The 22295-nt window shown below is 69.6% G+C and carries 21 protein-coding genes and 1 pseudogene; 15 read left to right on the top strand and 7 right to left on the bottom strand.

The window, feature by feature from the left end:
- Positions 1-14: 14 nt before the first annotated feature.
- Both QM792_RS12880 and QM792_RS12875 read right to left on the bottom strand, forming a co-directional pair.
- Positions 15-524 (bottom strand): dihydrofolate reductase, encoded by a 510-nt coding sequence (locus tag QM792_RS12880; RefSeq protein ID WP_415150500.1) that lies wholly within the window; start codon positions 522-524, stop codon positions 15-17.
- Between the two features lie 47 nt (positions 525-571).
- Complete coding sequence (locus tag QM792_RS12875) at positions 572-1258, bottom strand: GntR family transcriptional regulator (RefSeq protein WP_415150499.1); 687 nt, start codon at positions 1256-1258, stop codon at positions 572-574.
- A gap of 145 nt (positions 1259-1403) precedes the next feature.
- On the opposite strand from QM792_RS12875, the gene scpA reads away from it, so the two are divergent.
- From scpA to QM792_RS12835, 8 genes and pseudogenes are all read left to right on the top strand, one after another.
- Positions 1404-3569, top strand: a complete 2166-nt coding sequence (gene scpA, locus QM792_RS12870; protein ID WP_415150498.1) for a methylmalonyl-CoA mutase — start codon at positions 1404-1406, stop codon at positions 3567-3569.
- Positions 3566-3778: pseudogene (locus QM792_RS12865) on the top strand (GIY-YIG nuclease family protein); the annotation flags it as partial. The gene scpA and the pseudogene QM792_RS12865, both read left to right, overlap by 4 nt.
- Before the next feature lie 402 nt (positions 3779-4180).
- Positions 4181-5158 carry a methylmalonyl Co-A mutase-associated GTPase MeaB gene (gene meaB, locus QM792_RS12860; RefSeq protein WP_415151629.1) on the top strand — a complete coding sequence of 326 codons (978 nt, stop codon included), beginning with the start codon at positions 4181-4183 and terminating at the stop codon, positions 5156-5158.
- Positions 5159-5172: 14 nt separating this feature from the next.
- Positions 5173-6705, top strand: a complete 1533-nt coding sequence (locus tag QM792_RS12855) for an acyl-CoA carboxylase subunit beta (protein ID WP_415150497.1) — start codon at positions 5173-5175, stop codon at positions 6703-6705.
- Positions 6706-6722: 17 nt separating this feature from the next.
- On the top strand, positions 6723-8753 hold the full coding sequence (locus tag QM792_RS12850) for an acetyl-CoA carboxylase biotin carboxylase subunit (RefSeq protein WP_415150496.1): 2031 nt from the start codon (positions 6723-6725) through the stop codon (positions 8751-8753).
- Positions 8750-9229, top strand: coding sequence for a VOC family protein (locus QM792_RS12845; RefSeq protein ID WP_415150495.1), 480 nt, complete (start codon positions 8750-8752; stop codon positions 9227-9229). The genes QM792_RS12850 and QM792_RS12845 overlap by 4 nt, the downstream gene beginning before the upstream one ends.
- 7 nt (positions 9230-9236) lie before the next feature.
- A complete protein-coding gene (gene def, locus QM792_RS12840) occupies positions 9237-9773 on the top strand; it encodes a peptide deformylase (protein WP_415150494.1) in 537 nt (178 codons plus the stop codon).
- A 101-nt stretch (positions 9774-9874) separates the two neighbouring features.
- Positions 9875-11743: a DUF6600 domain-containing protein gene (locus QM792_RS12835; RefSeq protein WP_415150493.1), complete on the top strand. Its 1869-nt coding sequence runs from the start codon at positions 9875-9877 to the stop codon at positions 11741-11743.
- A 15-nt stretch (positions 11744-11758) separates the two neighbouring features.
- Here the strand turns inward: QM792_RS12835 and QM792_RS12830 are convergent, their stop codons facing one another.
- On the bottom strand, positions 11759-12406 hold the full coding sequence (locus QM792_RS12830; RefSeq protein ID WP_415150492.1) for an arylesterase: 648 nt from the start codon (positions 12404-12406) through the stop codon (positions 11759-11761).
- A gap of 13 nt (positions 12407-12419) precedes the next feature.
- On the opposite strand from QM792_RS12830, the gene QM792_RS12825 reads away from it, so the two are divergent.
- Positions 12420-13106 (top strand): ABC transporter ATP-binding protein, encoded by a 687-nt coding sequence (locus QM792_RS12825; protein WP_415150491.1) that lies wholly within the window; start codon positions 12420-12422, stop codon positions 13104-13106.
- A 1-nt stretch (position 13107) separates the two neighbouring features.
- Here the strand turns inward: QM792_RS12825 and QM792_RS12820 are convergent, their stop codons facing one another.
- From QM792_RS12820 to msrB, 4 genes are read right to left on the bottom strand one after another with little or no spacing between them, the layout of a single operon-like run.
- A complete protein-coding gene (locus QM792_RS12820; protein ID WP_415150490.1) occupies positions 13108-13920 on the bottom strand; it encodes a peptidylprolyl isomerase in 813 nt (270 codons plus the stop codon).
- 22 nt (positions 13921-13942) lie between these two features.
- Positions 13943-14200 (bottom strand): BolA family protein, encoded by a 258-nt coding sequence (locus QM792_RS12815; protein ID WP_415150489.1) that lies wholly within the window; start codon positions 14198-14200, stop codon positions 13943-13945.
- Between the two features lie 2 nt (positions 14201-14202).
- Positions 14203-14850, bottom strand: a complete 648-nt coding sequence (locus tag QM792_RS12810; RefSeq protein WP_415150488.1) for a septation protein A — start codon at positions 14848-14850, stop codon at positions 14203-14205.
- On the bottom strand, positions 14847-15245 hold the full coding sequence (gene msrB / locus QM792_RS12805) for a peptide-methionine (R)-S-oxide reductase MsrB (protein WP_415150487.1): 399 nt from the start codon (positions 15243-15245) through the stop codon (positions 14847-14849). Before msrB ends, QM792_RS12810 begins: the two co-directional genes overlap by 4 nt.
- Positions 15246-15346: 101 nt before the next feature.
- Between msrB and QM792_RS12800 the strand changes: the two genes are divergently transcribed.
- From QM792_RS12800 to QM792_RS12775, 6 genes are all read left to right on the top strand, one after another.
- Positions 15347-16993 (top strand): 3-(methylthio)propionyl-CoA ligase, encoded by a 1647-nt coding sequence (locus tag QM792_RS12800; RefSeq protein ID WP_415150486.1) that lies wholly within the window; start codon positions 15347-15349, stop codon positions 16991-16993.
- A gap of 124 nt (positions 16994-17117) precedes the next feature.
- Positions 17118-18356, top strand: a complete 1239-nt coding sequence (locus QM792_RS12795; RefSeq protein WP_415150485.1) for a branched-chain amino acid ABC transporter substrate-binding protein — start codon at positions 17118-17120, stop codon at positions 18354-18356.
- Between the two features lie 157 nt (positions 18357-18513).
- Positions 18514-19479: a branched-chain amino acid ABC transporter permease gene (locus QM792_RS12790; RefSeq protein ID WP_415151628.1), complete on the top strand. Its 966-nt coding sequence runs from the start codon at positions 18514-18516 to the stop codon at positions 19477-19479.
- 4 nt (positions 19480-19483) lie between these two features.
- The gene (locus QM792_RS12785; protein ID WP_415150484.1) at positions 19484-20779 is read left to right on the top strand and encodes a branched-chain amino acid ABC transporter permease; all 1296 of its coding nucleotides are present in this window, start codon (positions 19484-19486) and stop codon (positions 20777-20779) included.
- Positions 20776-21567 (top strand): ABC transporter ATP-binding protein, encoded by a 792-nt coding sequence (locus QM792_RS12780; RefSeq protein WP_415150483.1) that lies wholly within the window; start codon positions 20776-20778, stop codon positions 21565-21567. Before QM792_RS12785 ends, QM792_RS12780 begins: the two co-directional genes overlap by 4 nt.
- Positions 21564-22265, top strand: coding sequence for an ABC transporter ATP-binding protein (locus tag QM792_RS12775; RefSeq protein WP_415150482.1), 702 nt, complete (start codon positions 21564-21566; stop codon positions 22263-22265). Before QM792_RS12780 ends, QM792_RS12775 begins: the two co-directional genes overlap by 4 nt.
- The last annotated feature ends 30 nt before the right edge of the window (positions 22266-22295 follow it).

The following is a 22295-nucleotide window of genomic DNA, read 5'->3' as shown; positions in this document are numbered from 1 at the left end:
GACACGCGGCGCGCTCAGGCCGCGCGGCGTTCGTAGCGGCAGAAGCGGTAGCCGATGCCGGCCGCGCTGACGCGCGGCTCGCAGGCCGCGAGCCGGAACTGCTCGCGCGGCCAGTCGGGGAAGTGCGTGTCGCCGTCGAAGTCGGCGTCGATCTCGGTCAGCACCAGTTCGTCGGCTTGCGGCAGCGCCAGCGCGTACAGCTCGGCGCCGCCCATCACGAACACCTTGTCGGCGCCGGCCGCGAGTGCCAGCGCCGCGTCGAGCGAGCCGGCGCGCTCGGCGCCTTCGGCGTGCCAGCCGGCGTTGCGCGTGACGACGAGGTTGCGCCGCCCGGGCAGCGGGCGGAAGCGCGGCGGCAGCGAGTCCCAGGTCTTGCGGCCCATGATCACCGGGCAGCCGAGCGTGACGCGGCGGAAGTGCTTCTGGTCTTCGCTTTCGTGCCAGACCAGTTCGCCGCCGCGGCCGATCACGCCGTTGCGCGCGACGGCGGCGATCAGCGCGAGGCGGGGGCGTTGCGGCGGCATGCGCGCGATTGTCGCAGCCGCGTCCGGCGGGTTCGGCCCGGCTGCGCTCAGGCCGGCGAGGCCGCTTCGCGCCCGGCTTCGAGGTGCTGCCGCATCAGCGTGGCGGCGCGCTCGGCGTCGCGCGCCTTCAGCGCCGCCACGATCTTGCGGTGCTCGCGCAGCGAGGCTTCGAGCCGGCCCTGCTTCTGCAGCGACTGCGCGCGGTTGAGCTTCATCACCTTGCGCAGGTCGGTCACCAACTGAATGCGCCAGCGGTTGTCGGCGATCTCGAGCAGGCGCATGTGGAAGCGCTCGTTGGCGGCGAGGAAGCGCACGCGGTCGTCCAGCGAGTTCTCCAGCTCGTCGTGCAGGGCGAGCAGGCCGGCCAGTTCGTCGTCGCTCGCCTTCGCCGCGACGATGCCGGCGGCGTCGCTCTCCAGCAGCGCGAGCAGGTGGAAGACCTCGGCGAGATCACGCTCCGACACCTCGGTGACGTAGGCGCCGCGGCGCAGCTTCATCGTCACCAGGCCCTCGGCGGCCAGCACCTTGAGCGCCTCGCGCAGCGGCGTGCGGCTGATGCCGTACTCGGCGCACAGCGCCTGTTCGTCGATCCAGCTCCCCGGCGCCAGCCGGTGCGCGAGGATGTTGGCGCGCAGGCGCTCGGCCACCTGCTCGTAGAGCGCACGCTCGCCCAGGCGGCCCGCCAAGGGCTTGGACGGGGCGGGGGCGGTGCTGGCGGCGCGCGTGGCGGTCATCGATTTTCGAAAGCTGGCTGAAAGCCGGGCCGGTGAAGATAGAATTCAATTTTGAATTATGGCCGAGGCCGGTGCGACCGGCAAGGCGCCAGACGACACCGGCCGGGCATCGCCCGGGCCAGCGAAGACGACGAGGAGAAGCCCCATGTCGAACGATTACCTGCGCGCAGCCGACGGCATGGCGCAGTGGCTCAAGGCCGCGGCCAAGTCGGCGCCCGGCGGCAGCGTCGAGGCGCTGAACTGGGTCACGCCCGAGGGCATCACCGTCAAGCCGCTGTACACGGCGGCCGACGTGCAGGGCCTGCCCGACCCGCAACTGGCCGACACGCTGCCCGGCTTCGCGCCCTTCGTGCGCGGCCCGCAGGCCACCATGTACGCGGTGCGGCCCTGGACCATCCGCCAGTACGCCGGCTTCTCCACCGCCGAGGCCTCCAACGCGTTCTACCGCAAGGCGCTGGCCGCCGGCGCGCAGGGCGTCAGCGTCGCCTTCGACCTGGCCACGCACCGCGGCTACGACAGCGACCACCCGCGCGTCACCGGCGACGTCGGCAAGGCCGGCGTGGCGATCGACTCGGTGGAGGACATGAAGATCCTGTTCGACGGCATTCCGCTCGACAAGGTCTCGGTGTCGATGACGATGAACGGCGCGGTGCTGCCGGTGCTGGCCGGCTACGTGGTGGCGGCCGAGGAGCAGGGCGTCAGCCAGGACAAGCTCAGCGGCACCATCCAGAACGACATCCTCAAGGAGTTCATGGTCCGCAACACCTACATCTTCCCGCCCGAGCCGAGCATGCGGGCCATCGGCGACATCATCGAGTACACGGCGAAGAACATGCCGAAGTTCAACTCGATCTCGATCTCCGGCTACCACATGCAGGAGGCGGGCGCGAACCAGGCGCTGGAACTCGCCTTCACGCTGGCCGACGGCAAGGAGTACGTGAAGACGGCGCTGGCCAAGGGGCTGGACGTCGACGAGTTCGCCGGCCGCCTGAGCTTCTTCTGGGCCATCGGCATGAACTTCTATCTGGAAGTCGCCAAGATGCGCGCCGCGCGGCTGCTGTGGTGGCGCATCATGAAGGAGTTCGAGCCGAAGAACCCGAAGAGCCTGATGCTGCGCACGCACTGCCAGACCTCGGGCTGGAGCCTGACCGAGCAGGACCCGTACAACAACGTCGTGCGCACGACGATCGAGGCGATGGCCGCGGTGTTCGGCGGCACGCAGAGCCTGCACACCAACGCGCTCGACGAGGCCATCGCGCTGCCCACCGAGTTCAGCGCGCGCATCGCGCGCAACACGCAGCTCATCGTCCAGGAGGAGACGCACATCACCAGCGTGGTCGACCCCTGGGCCGGCAGCTACATGATGGAGAAGCTGACGCAGGACATGGCCGACAAGGCCTGGGCCATCATCGAGGAAGTCGACGCGATGGGCGGCATGGTCAAGGCGGTCGACTCCGGCTGGGCCAAGCTGAAAATCGAGGCCAGCGCCGCCGAGAAACAGGCGCGCATCGACTCGGGCAAGGACGTGATCGTCGGCGTCAACAAGTACAAGCTCGCCAAGGAGGATGCGATCGAGATCCTCGAGGTCGACAACCACGCGGTGCGCGAGAACCAGGTCAGGCGCCTGAACGCGATCAAGGCCGCGCGCGACGGCGCGAAGGTGAAGGCGGCGCTCGACGCGCTGACCGCGTGCGCGGAGACGGGCAAGGGCAACCTGCTCGACCTGAGCATCCAGGCGATCCGAGCGCGCGCCACGGTCGGCGAGGTGTCGGATGCCTTGGAGAAGGCCTGGGGGCGCCACCGCGCCGATACGCAGAAGGTGACCGGAGTGTATGCAGCCGCCTACGACAGCGCCGAGGGTTGGGACAAGCTGAAGGCCGAGATCGCCGCCTTCGCCGAGGAGCAGGGCCGCCGCCCGCGCGTGATGATCGCCAAGCTCGGCCAGGACGGCCACGACCGCGGCGCCAAGGTGGTGGCCACGGCCTTCGCCGACCTCGGCTTCGACGTCGACATGGGCCCGCTGTTCCAGACCGCCGAGGAATGCGCGCGCCAGGCGATCGAGAACGACGTGCACGCGGTCGGCGTCTCGACACTGGCCGCCGGGCACAAGACGCTGGTGCCGGCGATCATCGACAGCCTGAAGAAGCAGGGCGCCGACGACATCATCGTCTTCGTCGGCGGCGTGATCCCGCGCCAGGACTACGAGTTCCTGTTCGAGGCCGGCGTCAAGGGCGTCTACGGCCCCGGCACGCCGATCCCCGCGAGCGCGAAGGACGTGCTCGAGCAGATCAAGGCATCGCTGTCACGGTGAAGCCGTTCTTCGTCTACCTGCTCGAGTGCGCCGACGGCAGCTACTACGTCGGCCACACGGACGAGCTTTCGCGCCGCATCGCGCAGCACGACACGGGCGAGGTGGAGGGCTACACGCGAGCGCGCCGGCCGGTGCGGCTGGTGTGGTCGCAGGAGGCCGCGTCGCGCGAGGAGGCGCTGGCGGCGGAACTGCGCCTCAAGGGCTGGAGCCGGGCGAAGAAGCAGGCCTTGATCGCGGGGGATTGGGAGCGGGTGAGCGAGTTGGCGCGCTCCGGGGTGCCGGTGCAGCGCGATGGGCTTCGACAAGCTCAGCCCGAACGGACTCTCTCCGTTCACTCCACAGCTCCCTCCGTTCACCTCGAACCTCTCCCCGTTCCCCCCGTTCCCCCAGTACCCCTCCCTGTTCCTCCCGTACTTCTCCCCGTTCGCCCCGAACCTCCCTCCGCTCGCCCCGAACCTCCCCCCGCTCGCCCCGAACGTTCCCCCGTTCGCCCCCAATCCCCCCTCGCTCGCCCTGAGCTTGTCGAAGGGCCCCCGCCCCCCTCCGTTCGCCCTGAGCTTGTCGAAGGGCGCACGCGAACCGCCTTGCCCTTCGAAGCCGACCAGCCGCTGATGGACGGCGTGCTGCGCCGCGAGCGCCGCGCGCTGGCCAAGACCATCACGCTGCTCGAATCGACGCGCGCCGACCACCGTGCGCGCGCCGATGCGCTGCTCAACGCGCTGCTGCCGGCCAGCGGCCGGGCCATCCGCGTCGGCATCTCGGGCGTGCCGGGCGTCGGCAAGTCGACCTTCATCGAGGCGCTGGGCCTGCACCTGATCGCGCAGGGGCACCGCGTCGCGGTGCTGGCGATCGACCCGTCGTCGAACGTCTCGGGTGGCTCCATCCTCGGCGACAAGACGCGCATGGAGCGTCTGTCGTCCGACGAGGCCGCCTACATCCGCCCCAGCCCGGCCTCGGGCACGCTCGGCGGCGTGGCCGAGAAGACGCGCGAGGCCATGCTGGTGTGCGAGGCGGCGGGCTACGACGTGGTGATCGTCGAGACCGTCGGCGTCGGCCAGAGCGAAACCGCCGTCGCGAGCATGACCGACCTGTTCGTGCTGCTGCAACTGCCCAATGCCGGCGACGACCTGCAGGCGATCAAGAAGGGCGTGATGGAACTGGCCGACCTGGTGGTCATCAACAAGGCCGACATCGACCCGAACGCCGCCACGCGCGCGATGGCGCAGATCACCTCGGCGCTGCGCGTCTTCAGCTTCCACGGCAACCCGGCGCACGCCGCCGATCGCTGGCAGCCCAGGGTGATGCAGATCAGCGCGCTGAAGGCGCAGGGCGTGGCCGAGTTCTGGGCCGCCGTGAAGGACTTCGAAGCCAGGCGGCGCGCCAGCGGCGAGTTCGAGGCGCGCCGCATCCAACAGGCGCGCGCCTGGATGTGGGACATCGTGCACGCCGGGCTGCGCCACGCCTTCGACCGGCACGCGGCGGTGCGCGCCGCGCTGCCGCAAACGCTCGCCGACGTGAACGAGGCGCGCATCGCGCCCTCGGCCGCGGCGCGCGCTCTCCTGACCCTGTTCCAGCATCCCCAGCCCTGAGGAGGCACATCCAAATGCACGACATCATCCAGCAGCTCGAAGCCAAACGCGCCAAGGCGCGCCTGGGCGGCGGCGAGAAGCGCATCGCCGCGCAGCACGGCAAGGGCAAGCTCACCGCGCGCGAGCGCCTCGAACTGCTGCTCGACGAAGGCACCTTCGAGGAATGGGACATGTTCGTCGAGCACCGCTGCGCCGACTTCGGCATGGCCGACAACAAGATCCCCGGCGACGGCGTCGTCACCGGCTACGGCATGATCAACGGCCGCCTCGTCTTCGTGTTCAGCCAGGACTTCACCGTCTTCGGCGGCGCGCTGTCCGAGGCGCACGCCGAGAAGATCTGCAAGGTGATGGACCAGGCGATGAAGGTCGGCGCGCCGGTGATCGGCCTGAACGACTCGGGCGGCGCGCGCATCCAGGAGGGCGTGGCGTCGCTGGGAGGCTACGCCGAGGTGTTCCAGCGCAACGTGATGGCCTCGGGCGTGGTGCCGCAGATCAGCATGATCATGGGCCCCTGCGCCGGCGGCGCGGTGTACTCGCCGGCGATGACCGACTTCATCTTCATGGTGAAGGACAGCAGCTACATGTTCGTCACCGGCCCCGAGGTGGTGAAGACGGTGACGCACGAGGAGGTCAGCGCCGAGGAACTCGGCGGCGCCTCCACGCACACCAGCCGCAGCGGCGTGGCCGACCTCGCCTTCGAGAACGACGTGGACGCGCTGCTGATGCTGCGGCGCCTGTTCAACTACCTGCCGCTGAACAACAAGGACAAGCCGCCGGTGCGCCGCAGCGACGACCCGGCCGAGCGGCTCGACCTCTCGCTGGACACGCTGGTGCCCGACAACCCGAACAAGCCTTACGACATGAAGGAGCTGATCGCCAAGACGGTGGACGACGGCGACTTCTTCGAGCTGCAGCCCGACTACGCGAAGAACATCGTCATCGGCTTCGGCCGCATGGAGGGCCAGACGGTGGGCATCGTCGCCAACCAGCCGCTGGTGCTGGCCGGCTGCCTGGACATCAAGAGCTCGATCAAGGCGGCGCGCTTCGTGCGCTTCTGCGACGCTTTCAACATCCCGGTGATCACCTTCGTCGACGTGCCCGGCTTCATGCCCGGCACCGCGCAGGAGTACGGCGGCATCATCAAGCACGGCGCCAAGCTGCTGTACGCCTACGCCGAGTGCACGGTGCCCAAGGTCACGGTGATCACGCGCAAGGCCTACGGCGGCGCCTACGACGTGATGAGCTCCAAGCACCTGCGCGGCGACGTCAACTTCGCCTGGCCGAACGCCGAGATCGCGGTGATGGGCGCCAAGGGCGCGGTGGAGATCATCTTCCGCGAGGACAAGGGCGACCCGGCCAAGCTCGCCGCGAAGGAGGCCGAATACAAGGCGCGCTTCGCCAACCCCTTCGTGGCCGGCGCGCGCGGCTACATCGACGACGTGATCCAGCCGCACGAGACCCGCAAGCGCATCTGCCGCAGCCTCGTGATGCTGCGCGACAAGAAACTGGACAACCCGTGGCGCAAGCACGGGAACATTCCTCTCTGAACGCCGAACGGATTGATATGTTCAGCAAAATTCTCATTGCCAACCGCGGCGAGATCGCCTGCCGCGTCATCAAGACCGCCCGCAAGATGGGCATCCGGACGGTGGCCGTCTACTCCGAGGCCGACCGCGACGCGCGCCACGTCGAGCTGGCCGACGAGGCCGTCTTCATCGGCGCCGCGCCCAGCCGCGAGAGCTACCTGGTGGCCGACAAGATCATCGACGCCTGCAAGCGCACCGGCGCGCAGGCGGTGCACCCGGGCTACGGCTTCCTGTCGGAGAACGAGGAGTTCGCGCGCCGCGTCGAGGAGGAGGGCATCGTCTTCATCGGCCCGAAGCACGCCTCGATCGCCGCGATGGGCGACAAGATCGCCTCCAAGAAGCTCGCCCTGGCCGCGCAGGTCAACACGATCCCGGGCTACAACGACGTGATCGAGTCGCCCGAGCAGGCGGTGACCATCGCCAAGGGCATCGGCTACCCGGTGATGATCAAGGCCAGCGCCGGCGGCGGCGGCAAGGGCCTGCGCGTGGCCTTCAACGACAAGGAGGCCTTCGAAGGCTTCAGCTCGTGCCGCAACGAGGCGCGCAACAGCTTCGGCGACGACCGCGTCTTCATCGAGAAGTTCGTCGAGGAGCCGCGCCACATCGAGATCCAGGTGCTCGGCGACGCGCACGGCAACGTGGTCTACCTGCACGAGCGCGAGTGCTCGATCCAGCGCCGCCACCAGAAGGTGATCGAGGAGGCGCCGTCGCCCTTCATCAGCGAGGCCACGCGCAAGGCGATGGGCGAGCAGGCGGTGGCGCTGGCCAAGGCGGTGAACTACCAGAGCGCCGGCACGGTGGAGTTCGTGGTCGGGCGCGACCAGAGCTTCTACTTCCTCGAGATGAACACGCGGCTGCAGGTGGAGCACCCTGTCACCGAGTGCATCACCGGGCTCGACCTGGTCGAGCAGATGATCCGCGTCGCGGCCGGCGAGGCGCTGGGCTTCACGCAGGCGCAGATTCCGCGCCGCGGCTGGGCGATGGAGTGCCGCATCAACGCGGAAGACCCGTTCCGCAGCTTCCTGCCCTCCACCGGGCGTCTGGTGAAGTACCAGCCGCCGGCGCAGACGATGGAAGCCGCGCGGCCGATGCCCGAGGGCGGCGGCGTGCGCGTGGACACCGGCGTGTACGAGGGCGGCGAGATCCCGATGTACTACGACTCGATGATCGCCAAGCTGATCGTGCACGGGCTCGACCGCGACGACGCGATCCGCCGCATGCGCGAGGCGCTCAACGCCTTCGTGATCCGCGGCGTGTCGAGCAACATCCCGTTCCAGTCGGCGCTGCTGGCGCATCCGGAGTTCGTCGCCGGGCAGTTCAACACCGGCTTCATCGCCGAGCACTACCCGAAGGGCTTCTCGGCCGCGCTGGTGCCGCACGACGACCCGGCCTTCCTGCTGATGCTGGCCGGCGCGGCGCACCGCCGCATGCGCGAGCGCGCCTCGCGCATCAGCGGGCAGTTGCCGGGGCACGAGCTGCAGGTCGGCGAGGACTTCGTGATCGTGCTCGCCGACGGGCAGGGCGGCCGCACCCAGACGCCGGTGCGCGTGGTCGACGGCGACGGCGGCTACCGCGTCACGATCGCCGGCAAGACCTCGACGCTGCGCTTTGCCGTGCCGCTGCGCGAGGTGGCCGTCAGCGGCGAGGTCGACGGCCGGCCCTTCCATGCACAGATCGAGCGCATCGGGCTGCACTACCGCATCGTGCACAACGGCCTGCGGGTCGAGGCGCGCGTGCTGTCGGCGCGCGCGGCCGAGCTGGAGGCGCTGATGCCCTTCAAGGCGCCGCCCGACCTGTCGAAGTTCCTGCTCTCGCCGATGCCGGGCCTGCTGGTCGACGTGGCGGTGAAGCCGGGGCAGAAGGTGCTGGCCGGCGAGAAGCTGGCGGTGATCGAGGCGATGAAGATGGAGAACATCCTCGTCGCGCAGCAGGACGGCGTGGTCGCCAAGGTGGCCGCGGGCAAGGGCGAGAGCCTGTCGGTGGATCAGGTGATCCTGGAGTTCGAATGATGGAAACGACACGCCCGTTCAAGGTGCTGGGTATCCAGCAGATCGCCATCGGCGGCCTCGACAAGAACCGCCTCAAGACGCTGTGGGTCGACAAGCTCGGGCTCGAGGTGACCGGCACCTACCGCAGCGAGCGCGAGAACGTCGACGAGGACATCTGCGCGATCGGGCGCGGGCCGCTGACGGTGGAAGTCGACCTGATGCAGCCGATGGACGAGCAGAAGAAGCCGGCGGTGCACGCCACGCCGCTGAACCACGTCGGACTGTGGATCGACGACCTGCCGCGCGCCGTGGCGTGGCTGACGGCGCAGGGCGTGCGCTTCGCGCCGGGCGGCATCCGCCGCGGCGCGGCCGGCCACGACATCTGCTTCCTGCACCCCAAGGGCAGCGAGGAGTTCCCGGTCAGCGGCGAGGGCGTGCTGATCGAACTGGTGCAGGCGCCGCCCGAAGTCATCGAGGCCTTCGCGAAGCTGGCATGATGGCCGCATGGCCGTCCGCGAGATCCTGAAGATGGGCGATGCGCGCTTGCTGCGCGTCGCCCGCCGCGTCGAGCGCTTCGACACGCCCGAGTTGCACGCGCTCGTGGCCGACATGTTCGACACCATGCGCGCCGCCGAGGGCGCCGGGCTGGCCGCGCCGCAGATCGGCGTCGACCTCGCCGTGGTGATCTTCGGCTTCACGACGAACCGCCGCTACCCCGAGCGCGAACCGGTGCCGCAGACGGTGCTGCTCAACCCGAGCATCGAGCCGCTGTCGGACGAAGAGGAAGAAGGCTGGGAGGGCTGCCTCTCGGTGCCGGGGCTGCGCGGCGTGGTGCCGCGCTGGGCGCGCATCCGCTACCGGGGCTTCGACGCACACGGCCATGCCATAGACCGCGAGGCCGGCGGCTTCCATGCGCGCGTGGTGCAGCACGAATGCGACCACCTGGCCGGCAAGCTCTACCCGATGCGCGTGCGCGACTTCAGCCGCTTCGGCTACACCAGCGTGCTGTTCCCCGACATCGACGCGGCGGAAGACGACTGAACGCTGCTGCCTTGTAAAGCTGTGTGTCACACGGCGTGACAGGTCGGCGACGGCGTGACGGTGCGCGTTGCGGAAACGGACAAAGGCATTCGAGGCCCACCATGCAAAGCCCCCGTCGACACCCTCTCATCGCGGCCCTGACGCTGGCCGTCGCCGCCGCGCTGCCCGCGCTGCAGGCCTGCACCGCCGTCGCCGCGCCGGTGCCGGCGCAGCGCAGCGACGAAACGGTTGATCCGCCCGGCCGCGTCGCGCGGCTGTCCGTGGTGCAGGGCTCGGTGTGGCTTTACCACCCCGAGGACGGCGAGTGGAGCGCCGCCGAGCGCAACCGCCCGCTGACCAGCGGCGACCGTCTCGCCACCGATGGCGGCGCGCGCAGCGAACTGCGCGTCGGCTCGTCGGTGCTGCGCCTGGACGGCGCCACCGAGATCGAGGTGCTGCGCCTGGACGACGACCACCTGGCGCTGCGCCTGCACGACGGCAGCCTGGCGGTGCGCATCCGCGGCGACGACCAGGCGGCCGGCTTCGAACTGCACACCGACGAAGGGCGCTTCACCGTGCGGCGCGCCGGCCGCTACCGCTTCGACCGCGATGCCGCGTCCAGCTTCGCCACCGTGCTGGCGGGCCAGGCCTACTACGAGACGCGCAACAACGCGCTGACCATCAACGCAGGCCAGCGCGCCGAGTTCTGGATGGACCGTGCCGGCGCGCCGCAGTACAGCCCGATCGAGCCGCAGCGCGACGCCTTCGCCGCCTGGGTCGACGAAGGCGACCGCGCCGACGACCGCAGCGCCTCGAACCGCTACGTCTCGCCCGAGATGACCGGCGCCGAGGATCTGGACCGCTATGGCTATTGGCAGGACAACCCCGAGTACGGCGCGCTGTGGGTGCCGCGCGGCGTGGCGCCGGGCTGGGCGCCCTACACGACCGGCCGCTGGGCCTGGGTGGCGCCCTGGGGCTGGACCTGGGTCGACGACGCGCCCTGGGGCTTCGCGCCCTTCCACTACGGGCGCTGGGTCTACGTCGGCGCGAACTGGTGCTGGGCGCCGGGCAGCTACGTGCGCCGGCCGGTCTATGCGCCGGCGATGGTGGCCTGGATCGGCGGGCCGCGCGTGTCGGCCAGCCTCACGCTCGGCGGCGGCCCGGCGGTCGGCTGGGTGCCGCTGGCGCCACGCGAGGTTTACGTGCCGAGCTACCGCGTCAGCCCGGGCTACGTGCGCAACGTGAACGTCACGCACGTCACCAACATCACCAACATCACGACCATCGTCAACAACCCGCAGCAGGCGGTGGAGGGGCGCGACTTCCGCAACCGCAAGTTCCCGCATGCGGTGACGGTGGTGCCGGCCAGCACGCTCAGCGCGCACCAGCCGGTGGCGCCGGTGGCGCGCCAGTGGCGCGATGCACCGGCCGTGCGCGAGATCGCCACGCAGCCGCCGCGCGGCGCGATGGTGGCGGCCCCGCCGGTGGCCGCGCCGGCCCCGGTGGCGCGCCGGCCCGACGTGCCGGTGGCGCGCCCGCCGCTGCGGTCGGCGCCCTCGCTGCGCGAGCGGGTGGAGCAGCAAGGCGGCTTCCAGCGCGACCGGCCCGACGTGGTGCGCAGCGCGCCGCCGCCGGCGCAGCCGCCGGTGCAGCCGCGCGAGCGCGAGCGCCCGCCGGTGATGCGCGAGCGCGAGTCGCGCGACGTGCGCCCGCTGCCGGCACAGCCGCAGTGGCGCCAGCAGCAACTCCAGCCGCAGCAGCCGCAATCGCAGGTGCAACCGCAGACGCAACCGCAACCGCAGCAACCCCGGATCGTGCGCCAGGCGCCCGCGCCGGCCCAGCCGATGCCGTCCATGCCGCCGGCGCAGCCCAGCGTGCGCCTGCCCCAGCCGCCGCAGGCCGAGCCGGCGCCGCGTCCGCAGCTCAACCAGCCCGCGTTCCGCGAGCGGCCCGACGTCGGCCGCCCCAACAACCCGCGCCAGCAGTTCTGAGCCGGCGCCGCGCCGCTACTTCAGCAGCGGCGCGAGCACCGGCCAGACGTTGGCCAGCATGCGCGGGTGCGCCGCGGCCAGCGGGTGGATGCGGTCGCTCTGGAACATCGCCTCGGCGTTCGGCGCGTTCGCCACGCCGTCGAGGACGAAGGGCACCAGCGCCGCGCCGCCGGCGCGGGCCACGTCGGCGAACAGCGCCGCGAACTCGTCGCCGTACTTGCGGCCGTAGTTGGGCGGCACCTGCATGCCCAGCAGCAGCACGCGGGCGCCGGCGTCGCGCGCGGCCTTCACCATCGCGGCGAGGTTGTCGCGCGTCATCGGAAGCGGCAGGCCGCGCAGCGCGTCGTTGCCGCCGAGTTCGATCAGCACGTGCGTCGGCTTGTGCTGCCTGAGCAGCGCCGGCAGCCGCGAGCGGCCGCCCGAGGTGGTGTCGCCGCTGATGCTGGCGTTGACCACCGTGGCGGCGATCTTCTCCTTGGCCAGGCGCTGTTCGAGCAGCGCCACCCAGCCGCTGCCGCGCGCCAGCCCGTACTCGGCCGACAGGCTGTCGCCGACCACCAGCAGCGTGCGCGGCGGCGCGCCGCCGCCGGCCGCCAGCGCCCCCGTGCCGCACAGGCCGGAGCCGAGCAGGCTACAGTGCGCCAGCCAATCACGCCTCGTCATCGAACCCTTCTTCATGCCTGAACCCATCATCGCCGTGGATCACGTCACCAAGCAGGTGCGCGACGCCACCGGCCCGCTGACGATTCTCCACGACATCGACTTCACCCTGGCGCCGCGCGAGTCGGCGGCCATCGTCGGCGCGTCGGGCTCGGGCAAGAGCACGCTGCTGGCCATCATCGCCGGGCTGGACACGCCGAGCGCGGGCACGGTCAGGCTGGCCGGCACCGACCTGTTCGCGCTCGACGAGGATGCGCGCGCCGCGCTGCGCGCGGGCAAGCTCGGCTTCGTGTTCCAGAGCTTCCAGTTGCTGGCCAACCTGAACGCGCTGGAGAACGTGATGCTGCCGCTCGAACTGCAGGGGCGCCGCGACGCGCGCGCGCTGGCCACCGAGATGCTCGGCCGCGTCGGCCTGTCGCAGCGGCTGCGCCACTACCCCAAGGTGCTTTCGGGCGGCGAACAGCAGCGCGTGGCGCTGGCGCGCGCCTTCGTGGTTCAGCCGGCGGTGCTGCTGGCCGACGAGCCCACCGGCAGCCTGGACTTCGCCGCCGGCGAGCGCGTGATGGAGCTGATGTTCGAGCTGAACCGCGAGGCCGGCACGACGCTGGTGCTGGTGACGCACGACCGCGCCATCGCCGCGCGCTGCGACCGCCAACTGCGCATCGAGGCCGGACGGCTCGAGCAGGGCGCGCTGGCGATGTAGCTCAGTTCTGGCCCGAGAACTTGTAGTCGGTCTTGGCCTTGGCGCGGATCGCGTCGCGGTACTCGGCGAGCTTCTGCTGGCCGAGGCGCTGCTGGATCTGGCCCTTGACCTCTTCCAGCGGCGGGAACTTGGCCTCGCGCGTGTCCTCGAGGCGGATGATGTGCCAGCCGAACTGCGACTTCACCGGCGTCTCGGTCATCTCGCCCTTCTTGAGGGCGACCATCGCCTGCGAGAACTCGGGCACGTAGGCGCCCGGCGCGGCGAAGTCGAGGTCGCCGCCGTTCTCGCCGGAGCCCGGATCCTTGGAGTTCTTCTTGGCCACGTCTTCGAACTTGGCGCCGCCCTTGATCTGCGCGATCAGCGCCTTGGCCTCGTCTTCCTTCTCGACCAGGATGTGGCGCGCGCGGTACTCGGTGCCGCCGGACTGGCTCTTGAACTTGTCGTACTCGGCCTGGACCTCGGCGTCGCTGACCGGGTTCTTCTTCGCGAAGTCGGAGAACAGCTCGCGGATCAGCAGGGTCTGGCGCGCGAACTCGATCTGCTGCTTGTACTCGGGCGTGGCGGCCAGGCCGCGCTTCTCGGCTTCCTGCATGAAGATCTCGCGCAGCACGACCTCGTCGCGCGCCTGCTGCTCCAGCTCGGGCGTCTTCTGCTGGCCGCCGCGCACGGCCTGCGCCATCAGCGCCTCGACGCGCGCCTTGGGCACCGCCTTGCCGTTGACGATGGCGATGTTCTGCGCCTGCGCGGCCAGCGGCGCGGCGAGCAGCGCGGCGAGCGCGAGCGAGGTCAGGCGAAGGGATGCGGATGTCTTCATGGTGGGGGAGAGAGGGGGAATCTCAGGAGTCGCCCGGCGCGCGGGCGTCGATGGCCAGGGCGTGGATGCCCGGGAGCGAGCGCAGGGCATCATAAACGAGGCGGTGCCGCGCCACTCGTGACAAACCGTTGAAGCGCGCGCTGGCCACGCGCACGCTGAAGTGCCGCCCTTCGCGCGCGCCGGCGTGGCCGGCGTGCAGGTGGCTGTCGTCGCGCACCTGCAACTCGCTGGGCTCGAGCGCGGCGCGCAGCGCCCGCTCGATGTCTTGCGCCGCCGTCATCGTCAATGCGGGGTCTCGCCGGCGCCGGCTTCGGGCTCGTGCTCCAGGTGGCGGCTGATGTAGAAGCCCTGCGCCACGGTGAAGGCGAGCATCAGGCCGACGCCGCCGAACAGCTTGAAGCTCACCCAGGTCTCGGTGCTGAAGCTGTAGGCCACGTACAGGTTGAGCAGGCCCATGAAGGCGAAGAAGGCCACCCACATGAAGTTCAGGCGCTGCCACACGCCGGCCGGCAGCGCGAGCTGCTCGCCGATCAGCGTGCGCAGCAGGTTCTTGCGGAACAGCAGCTGGCTGAGCCAGAAGCTCAGCCCCATCACCCAGTACAGCACGCTGGGCTTCCACTTGATGAAGGTCTCGTTGTGGAACCAGATGGTCGCGCCGCCGAACACCGTCACCAGCGCCAGGCTGACCCACAGCATGGTGTCGACCTTGCGTCCGCGCGCCAGGATCCAGCCCACCTGCGCCAGCGTGGCGAGGATCACCACCACCGTGGCCAGCAGCACCGGCGCCTCGGACGGGCCGACCACGCCGCCGTTGACGATGAAGCCCAGGTGCTCGGACGCGAAGCGCGCCGCCCATTCCTGGTGCCCTTGCGCGACCTTGAAGGTCGCGAAGAACAGGATGATCGGCAGGAAGTCGAACAGCAGCTTCATTTCGCGGCGAAGTCTATCGCAGCGGAATTGATGCAATAGCGCTCGCCGGTGGGCTCGGGGCCGTCGGGGAAGACGTGGCCGAGGTGCGCGCCGCACTGGTTGCAGCGCACCTCGATGCGCACCATGCCGTGGCTCTTGTCGACCACGCGCTCGATCACCTCGGCGTTGACCGGCTGCCAGTAGCTCGGCCAGCCGCAGCCGGCGTCGAACTTGGTGCCCGATTCGAACAGCGGCGTGTCGCAGCCGACGCAGCGGTACTGGCCCTGTTCCCAATGGTCCCAGTACTTGCCGCTGAAGGGCCGCTCGGTGGCGGCGTGGCGCGTCACCTGGTATTGCGTCGGGTCAAGTTGCGCGCGCCACTCGGCGTCCGTCTTGCTGACCTTGTATCCGCTCATGGCGGCCGAGTGTAGCCAGCGATGGCCTTGCGGGTAAACCGCAGGCGGGGAAGGCGGCGTGGGTTTCCTATCATTACTGCGTTGCAACAAGGAGCCAGACCATGCCACGCCTGATGGGCCAGATGATGCAGATGCCGCTGATGATCTCCTCGCTGCTGGTGCACGCAGCGCGTCACAACGGTGACGTCGAGATCGTCTCCAAGCGCGTCGAGGGCGACATCCACCGCTACACCTACAAGGACGCCGAGCTGCGCGCGCGCAAGCTCGCCCAGGCGCTGGGCCGGCTGGGCTGCGAGCCGGGCGACCGGGTGGGCACGCTGGCCTGGAACGGCTACCGCCACTTCGAGATCTACTACGGCACCTCGGGCTCGGAGCTGGTGTGCCACACCATCAACCCGCGCCTGTTCCCCGAGCAGATCGCCTGGATCGTCAATGACGCTGCCGACAAGGTGCTGTGCTTCGACCTGAGCTTCCTGCCGCTGGTCGAGAAGCTGGTGCCGGCGCTGACGACGGTCAAGCACTACGTGGCGCTGGCCGGCCGCAGCCACATGCCGGCGCAGACCACGATCCCGAACCTGCTGAGCTACGAGGAGCTGGTCGACGCCGAGGACGGCATCTACCGCTGGCCCGAGTTCGACGAGAACACCGCCTCGAGCATCTGCTACACCTCCGGCACCACCGGCAACCCCAAGGGCGCCGTCTACAGCCACCGCTCGACGCTGCTGCACAGCTACGGCCTGGCGCTGCCCGACGCGATGGGCGTGGGCGCCAAGGACGCCATCCTGCCGGTGGTGCCGATGTTCCACGTCAACGCCTGGGGCACGCCCTATGCCGCGCCGATGATCGGCTCCAAGCTCGTGTTCCCCGGGCCGCACCTGGACGGCAAGTCGCTCTACGAGCTGATGGAGTCGGAGAAGGTCACCTTCAGCGCCGGCGTGCCGACCGTGTGGCTGGGCCTGATCAACTACGCGCAGGCCGGCAAGCTGAAGTTCAGCACCCTCAAGCGCACCGTGATCGGCGGCTCGGCCTGCCCGCCCGCGATGATGCGCACGCTGGAGGACGAGTTCGGCATCGAGGTCGTCCACGCCTGGGGCATGACGGAGATGTCGCCGCTGGGCACGCTGTCCAAGCTCAAGGGCAAGCACGACGCGCTGCCGCCGGAGGCGCGGCGCCGCATCCTGGAGAAGCAGGGCAAGGTGATCTTCGGCGTCGACATGGAGATCGTCGACGACGACGGCGCCTCGCTGCCCTGGGACGGCAGCGCCTCGGGCAACCTGGTGGTGCGCGGGCCGTGGATCATCCGCAGCTACTTCCAGCGCGACGAGTCGCCGCTGATCAAGGTCAACGGCCGCGACTGGTTCCCGACCGGCGACGTGGCGGCGATCGACGCCGACGCCTACATGCAGATCACCGACCGCAGCAAGGACGTGATCAAGTCCGGCGGCGAGTGGATCAGCTCGATCGACCTGGAGAACATCGCGATGGGCCACCCGGCGGTGCTGGAGGCCGCCGCGATCGCCTGCCGCCACCCGAAGTGGGACGAGCGCCCGCTGCTGGTGGTGGTGCGCAAGCCCGGCGCCGAGCTGACGCGCGAGCAGATGCTCGGCTTCTTCGACGGCCGCATCGCCAAGTGGCAGATCCCCGACGACGTGGCTTTCGTCGACGAGATCCCGCACACCGCCACCGGCAAGATCCAGAAGCTCAAGCTGCGCGAGCTGTTCAAGGACCACGTGCTGCCGGGGGGCTGAGCCGGGTCCACCCCCGGACGGCGGGGCCGTTCGGGGTAGTCCCCAACACCCGACGGGGGTGCGATCCGCTACCGTGCGGACGCTTTGCCCCGCGGCAGACAGACCCCCACTTCCGGAGCACCCGATGAACTTCACGAAACATGTCCTCGGCACCCTGTGCGGTGCGATGCTGATGAGCGGCGCGGCCTGGGCGCAGAAGGGCGAGACCGTCAAGATTGCCTGGATCGACCCGCTCAGCGGCCTGATGGCCCCGGTGGGCCAGAACCAGCTCAAGAGCTTCCAGTTCCTGGCCGAGTACTTCAGCAAGAAGAACCCGGCCGGCGTGAAGTTCGAGGTCATCGGCATCGACAACAAGCTCAGCCCGCAGGAGACCTCGAACGCGCTGAAGTCCGCCATCGACCAGGGCGTGCGCTACGTCGTGCAGGGCAACGGCTCGGGCGCGGCGGCGGCCATCATCGACGGCATCACCAAGCACAACGAGCGCAACCCCGGCAAGGAGGTGGTGTACCTGAACTACGCCGCCGTGGACCCCGACTTCACGAACAGCAAGTGCAACTACTGGCACTTCCGGCTCGACGCCGACACCTCGATGAAGATGGAGGCGCTGACCACCTTCATGAAGGACATGCCGGAGGTCAAGAAGGTCTACCTGATGAACCAGAACTACCAGCACGGGCATCAGGTGGCCAAGTACGCCAAGGAGATGCTCGCGCGCAAGCGGCCCGACGTGGAGATCGTCGGCGAAGACCTGACGCCGCTGGCGCAGACGCGCGACTTCGCGCCCTACGTGGCCAAGATCAAGGCCGCCGGCGCCGACACCATCATCACCGGCAACTGGGGCTCCGACCTCTCGCTGCTGATGAAGGCTGCCAACGACGCGGGCCTGAACGCGCGCTTCTTCACCTACTACGCCGGCGTTTCCGGCACGCCCACCGCGATGGGCGCCGCGATGGCCGACCGCGTGTACCAGGCCTCGTACATGCACTCGGCTATGACCGGCGAGCCCCGCGCGCTGATGGACGAGTACAAGAAGCGCTTCAACGACGACTGGTATACCGGCGCCGTCTACCACGCCTACGCCATCCTCTCCACGGCGATGGCGCAGGCCAAGAGCACCGACCCGGTGAAGGTGGCCGCCACGATGGAGGGCCTGAAGTTCCGCAGCTTCAACGGCGATGTCGAGATGCGCAAGACCGACCACCAGCTCCAGCAGACGCTGTACATCAGCCGCTGGCACAAGGTCGGCCCCAAGCCCGACGACTACAGCGTGGAGAACACCGGCTACAACTTCCAGCCGGTGAAGACCTACGAGGCCTACGTCTCGAGCACGCCCACGTCGTGCCAGATGAAGCGCCCGTCCTGAGACCCGGCCGCACCCGGACCCCGCCGCCGGCATCGGCCCGTTGGAGCCACCGGCTCCAACGGGCCCTTGTCTCGCCCGACACCGCCAGAACCGCAGACGCGTGGACCAGGTACTGATCAACATCCTCAACGGCATCAGCTCCGGGCTGCTGCTGTTCATGCTGAGCTCGGGCCTGACGCTGATCTTCAGCATGATGGGCGTGCTGAACTTCGCGCACGCCAGCTTCTACATGCTGGGGGCGTACTTCGCGTACACGCTGACCGGCATCGTCGGCTTCTGGGTCGCGCTGCCGCTGGCGCCGCTGCTGGTGGGGCTGCTGGGCGCGCTGTTCGAGCGGCTGTGCCTGCGCCGCGTGCACGCCTACGGCCACGTGCCCGAGCTGCTGATCACCTTCGGCCTGAGCTACGTCGTGCTGGAACTGGTGCAGCTCGTGTGGGGCCGCGCCACGGTGGCCTTCGACCCGCCGGCGCTGCTGCAGGGCCCCGCGTTCACGATCGTGAAGGACGCCGCCGGCGCGCTGAGCGTCACGGCCGGCGCCGCGCCGGCCGAGCTGTGCCAGGCCGCCGGCGTGGCCTGCACGCGCTTCCCGATGACGCGCAGCTTCATGATGCTGGTGGCGCTGCTGATGCTCGTGGGCCTGTGGCTGATGCTGACGCGCACGCGCATCGGCATGGTCATCACCGCCGCGCTGACGCACCCCGAGATGGTCGAGGCGCTGGGCCACAACGTGCCGCGCGTGTTCATGCTGGTGTTCGGCAGCGGCTGCACGCTGGCGGCGCTGGCCGGCGTCGTCGGCGGCATCACCTTCGTCACCGAACCCTCGATGGCGGCCATCGTCGGCAGCATCATCTTCGTCGTCGTCGTCGTGGGCGGCATGGGCTCGCTGGCCGGGGCCTTCATCGGCTCGCTGCTGATCGGGCTGCTGCAGACGCTGCCGCTGACGGTCGACAAGTCGCTGGTGCACCTCGCCGCGGCCTTCGGCTGGACGGTGGCGCCCGGCGACCTGAGCTATCCGCTGATGAAGATCACGCTGGCGCAGGCGGCCCCCATCCTGCCGTACCTGCTGCTGGTGCTGATCCTGATCTTCCGGCCCAAGGGGCTGCTGGGCACCCGGGAAGGCTGAACGCATGGCCGCCGCCGTCTACCACTTCAAGCCCTGGAACGTCGGGCGCTGGATCGTCTGGGGCCTGTTCGCGCTGGTGCTGGCCGTGGCGCCGCTGCTGTGGAGCTCCAGCCTCGCGCTGACGATGCTCTCGCAGATGGGCACCGCGATCATCGCCTGCCTGGCCTACAACATCCTGCTCGGCCAGGGCGGCATGCTCAGCTTCGGCCACGCGGTATACAGCGGGCTGGGTGCGTTCATCACCATCCACGCGCTGAACGCCGCCAGCGGCGGCACGCTGCCGATACCGGTGAGCCTGATGCCGCTGGTCGGCGGCGTGGCGGGCTGGTTCTTCGCGGCGCTGTTGGGCTGGGTGACGACGAAGAAGGCCGGCACGACGTTCGCGATGATCACGCTGGGCATCGGCGAGCTGGTGTGGTCGATGTCGCTGATGCTGCCCGAGTTCTTCGGCGGCGAGGGCGGCATCACCGGCGACCGTGTCATCGGCAAGCCGGTGCTGGGCGTGAGCTTCGGGCCGCAGATCCAGCTCTACTACCTGATCGCGCTGTACTGCTTCCTCAGCACCGCGGCGATGTTCGCGCTGACGCGCACGCCGCTGGGCCGCATGCTCAACGCGGTGCGCGACAACCCCGAGCGCGTGGAATTCGTCGGCTACAGCGCGCAGCGCGTGCGCTACCTGGCGTTCATGATCTCGGGCTTCTTCGCCGGCATCTCCGGCGGCCTGGGGGCGCTGAACTTCGAGATCGTCACCGCCGAGGTCGTCAGCGCGGCGCGCTCGGGCGCGCTGCTGCTGTTCGTGTTCCTGGGCGGGGCCACGTTCTTCTTCGGGCCCATCATCGGCGCGGTGCTGATGGTGGTGGCGCTGGTGCTGCTGTCGGAGCTGACCAAGGCCTGGCTGCTGTACCTGGGCCTGATCTTCCTGTTCATGGTGATGTACGCGCCCGGCGGCGTGGCCAGCCTCATCATGATGAACCTGCGCGTGGCCGCCTTCGGCAAGCTGCGCCGGCTGTGGCCGGCCTACCTCGCGCTGGGCGGCACCGCCGCCGTCGTGGTGCTGGCGCTGGCGGCGATGATCGAGATGGTCTACCACATGCAGCTCAACGCCGCGCTGGGCCCCGAGGCGCACTTCCTGGGCGCCGCGCTGAACGTGCGCGGCGTCGATAGCTGGGTGGGCGCCACGCTGGTGCTGGTGACCGGCGTCGCGCTGTTCGAGCTGGCACGGCGCGAATTCCGCCGCCAGTGGGAGCAGACGCAGGAGGAGATCGAGAAGGAGATCAAGCGCCGGGAGACCGCGGCATGAGCACGGCCAGCACCTCCTTTGCGCTGGAACTGCGCGACGTGCGCAAGAGCTTCGACAAGACCGAGATCATCCGCGGCGCCACGCTCCAGGTTCGGCCGGGCGAGCGCGTGGCCATCATCGGCCCGAACGGTGCCGGCAAGAGCACGCTGTTCAACCTGATCAGCGGGCGCTTCGGCGTCAGCTCGGGCGACATCCTGCTGCACGGGCGGTCCATCTGCGGCCTGGCGCCGTACGAGATCAACCGCCGCGGCCTGGCGCGCAGCTTCCAGGTCAGCAACCTGTTCACGCGGCTGTCGGTGTTCGAGAACATCCGCTGCGCGGTGCTGTGGTCGCGCGGCTACCGCTACTCGTTCTGGCGCTTCCTCGCCGACGCGAAGGACGCCAACGACCGCACCGACGAGGTGCTGAAGATGATCAAGCTCGACAAGCGCCGCGACGTGCTGGCGATGAACCTCACCTACGCCGAGCAGCGCGCGCTGGAGATCGGCGTCACCATCGCCGGCGGCTCCGACGTGATCCTGCTCGACGAGCCCACCGCCGGCATGAGCCGCAGCGAGACCACGCGCTTCGTGCAACTGATCCGCGAGGTCACCGAGGGCAAGACGCTGCTGACCGTCGAGCACGACATGGGCGTGGTGTTCGGCCTGGCCGACCGCATCGCGGTGCTGGTGTACGGCGAGGTGATCGCCTTCGACACGCCCGAGGCGGTGCGCGCCAACGCGCGCGTGCAGGAGGCCTACCTCGGCTCGGTGCTGGCCGAGGCGCAGGCGGCGGGGGCGTCGGTATGAGCCTTCTCCAGGTCGGCAACCTGCACGCCTACTACGGCAAGAGCCACGTGCTGCACGGCGTGCACATGAACGTGCAGCCGGGCGAGATCGTCGCGCTGCTGGGGCGCAACGGCTCGGGCCGCTCGACCACCGCGAAGGCGATCATGGGCCTGGTCGACGCCACCGGTTCGGTGCGCCTGCGCGACCGCGAGGTGCTGGGCCGCAAGCCCTTCGAGATCGCGCACCTGGGCGTGGGCTACGTGCCGGAGAACCGCGACATCTTCCCCAAGCTCACCGTGCACCAGAACCTGATGCTCGGCGAGAAGCGCGGCGCGAAGAAGCCGCGCTGGAGCTTCGACGACATGTACCGCATGTTCCCGCGCCTGAAGGAGCGCCAGCACACCGCGGCCGGCGTGATGTCCGGCGGCGAGCAGCAGATGCTGACGCTGTGCCGCACGCTGATGGGCGACCCCGACCTGATCATGATCGACGAGCCCACCGAGGGCCTGGCGCCGAAGATCGTCGAGCTGGTGGCCGAGTACCTGAAGGAGCTGAAGAACCGCGGCGTCTCGGTGCTGCTGGTCGAGCAGAAGCTCACCATCGCGCTGCAGATCTCGCAGCGCTGCTACGTGATGGGCCACGGCAGCATCGTCTTCGAGGGCTCGCCGGCCGAACTGCGCGCCAACGCCTACATCCGCAAGGAGTGGCTGGAGGTGTGATGCGGGCAAAGCTCCGTTCGCCCTGAGCTT

The sequence above is a fragment of the Piscinibacter sp. genome (assembly GCF_047600445.1).
GTDB lineage: Bacteria > Pseudomonadota > Gammaproteobacteria > Burkholderiales > Burkholderiaceae_C > Piscinibacter.
The sequence above is the reverse complement of the archived record's forward strand: the minus strand, read 5'-3'. Positions and strand labels throughout refer to the sequence as shown.

Bases quoted from the DNA above. Each gene is read 5' to 3' on its own strand.
- QM792_RS12880 (WP_415150500.1), bottom strand. From the start codon at position 524: ATGCCGCCGCAACGCCCCCGCCTCGCGCTGATCGCCGCCGTCGCGCGC.
- QM792_RS12875 (WP_415150499.1), bottom strand. From the start codon at position 1,258: ATGACCGCCACGCGCGCCGCCAGCACCGCCCCCGCCCCGTCCAAGCCC.
- scpA (WP_415150498.1), top strand. From the start codon at position 1,404: ATGTCGAACGATTACCTGCGCGCAGCCGACGGCATGGCGCAGTGGCTC.
- meaB (WP_415151629.1), top strand. From the start codon at position 4,181: ATGGACGGCGTGCTGCGCCGCGAGCGCCGCGCGCTGGCCAAGACCATC.
- QM792_RS12855 (WP_415150497.1), top strand. From the start codon at position 5,173: ATGCACGACATCATCCAGCAGCTCGAAGCCAAACGCGCCAAGGCGCGC.
- QM792_RS12850 (WP_415150496.1), top strand. From the start codon at position 6,723: ATGTTCAGCAAAATTCTCATTGCCAACCGCGGCGAGATCGCCTGCCGC.
- QM792_RS12845 (WP_415150495.1), top strand. From the start codon at position 8,750: ATGATGGAAACGACACGCCCGTTCAAGGTGCTGGGTATCCAGCAGATC.
- def (WP_415150494.1), top strand. From the start codon at position 9,237: ATGGCCGTCCGCGAGATCCTGAAGATGGGCGATGCGCGCTTGCTGCGC.
- QM792_RS12835 (WP_415150493.1), top strand. From the start codon at position 9,875: ATGCAAAGCCCCCGTCGACACCCTCTCATCGCGGCCCTGACGCTGGCC.
- QM792_RS12830 (WP_415150492.1), bottom strand. From the start codon at position 12,406: ATGACGAGGCGTGATTGGCTGGCGCACTGTAGCCTGCTCGGCTCCGGC.
- QM792_RS12825 (WP_415150491.1), top strand. From the start codon at position 12,420: ATGCCTGAACCCATCATCGCCGTGGATCACGTCACCAAGCAGGTGCGC.
- QM792_RS12820 (WP_415150490.1), bottom strand. From the start codon at position 13,920: ATGAAGACATCCGCATCCCTTCGCCTGACCTCGCTCGCGCTCGCCGCG.
- QM792_RS12815 (WP_415150489.1), bottom strand. From the start codon at position 14,200: ATGACGGCGGCGCAAGACATCGAGCGGGCGCTGCGCGCCGCGCTCGAG.
- QM792_RS12810 (WP_415150488.1), bottom strand. From the start codon at position 14,850: ATGAAGCTGCTGTTCGACTTCCTGCCGATCATCCTGTTCTTCGCGACC.
- msrB (WP_415150487.1), bottom strand. From the start codon at position 15,245: ATGAGCGGATACAAGGTCAGCAAGACGGACGCCGAGTGGCGCGCGCAA.
- QM792_RS12800 (WP_415150486.1), top strand. From the start codon at position 15,347: ATGCCACGCCTGATGGGCCAGATGATGCAGATGCCGCTGATGATCTCC.
- QM792_RS12795 (WP_415150485.1), top strand. From the start codon at position 17,118: ATGAACTTCACGAAACATGTCCTCGGCACCCTGTGCGGTGCGATGCTG.
- QM792_RS12790 (WP_415151628.1), top strand. From the start codon at position 18,514: ATGCTGAGCTCGGGCCTGACGCTGATCTTCAGCATGATGGGCGTGCTG.
- QM792_RS12785 (WP_415150484.1), top strand. From the start codon at position 19,484: ATGGCCGCCGCCGTCTACCACTTCAAGCCCTGGAACGTCGGGCGCTGG.
- QM792_RS12780 (WP_415150483.1), top strand. From the start codon at position 20,776: ATGAGCACGGCCAGCACCTCCTTTGCGCTGGAACTGCGCGACGTGCGC.
- QM792_RS12775 (WP_415150482.1), top strand. From the start codon at position 21,564: ATGAGCCTTCTCCAGGTCGGCAACCTGCACGCCTACTACGGCAAGAGC.